Annotated in this window: 1 pseudogene; it reads left to right on the top strand. The window is 32.1% G+C overall.

The window, feature by feature from the left end:
* Positions 1 to 321 precede the first annotated feature (321 nt).
* Positions 322 to 667, top strand: a pseudogene (locus ACFINO_RS10760) (peptidase M3); the annotation flags it as partial.

Here is a 667-nt window from a genome sequence, read left to right as displayed (position 1 = left end):
AAATTCAAATTATGAATTAGGATAAAACAAAAGTTATGGAAGATTTAAAAAAGTCCTCCCCGATTGCACTTCTCCAATTGTTAATATTTGCAATAAAGTCAAGGATAGATTGCAGTTATAAACAATTTCATTAATCAAGTATGAAGAGATTTTTATTTTTGTTTATTTCCTCATGATAAAAAAATCCTTTATTTCTTTCCTTAATAGAGGACTGAAAGACACTTTCGAAGCACATTAAATAATTTTATAGTATTATTTATCAATTTGTATCCGTAAAGATAACTGTTACTCCCCTTAAGTTATAAATGGAGAGAGAATATTATGACAAAAGCAGCACTGTTGGACTGGATGGGATTTTCAGGACTTCCTGATTTTTTTTCAATAAGTGATGAAGATTTTAAGCCCACTTTTGAACAAGCGCTTAAAGAAGCAGAGGAAGAAATCGAGACGATTGCAATGGTGCAAGAGCCACCAACGCTTGAGAGTTTTTTGCAACCTTTTGAACTTTCTGGAAAAAGGCTTGATCGTGTATGTTCAATATTTTTCTTGCGTTCAGGTGCGCATAGTAATCCATTGATTCAGCAGTTAGAACAAGAATTTGTTGTAAAACTTTCTCATTATTCTTCAAAAATGATGATGGATGCACGGATATTTGCGAAAATAGATC

Origin of the sequence: Bartonella sp. AA83SXKL (assembly GCF_042196965.1) — a bacterium.
GTDB lineage: Bacteria > Pseudomonadota > Alphaproteobacteria > Rhizobiales > Rhizobiaceae > Bartonella.
The sequence above is the reverse complement of the archived record's forward strand: the minus strand, read 5'-3'. Positions and strand labels throughout refer to the sequence as shown.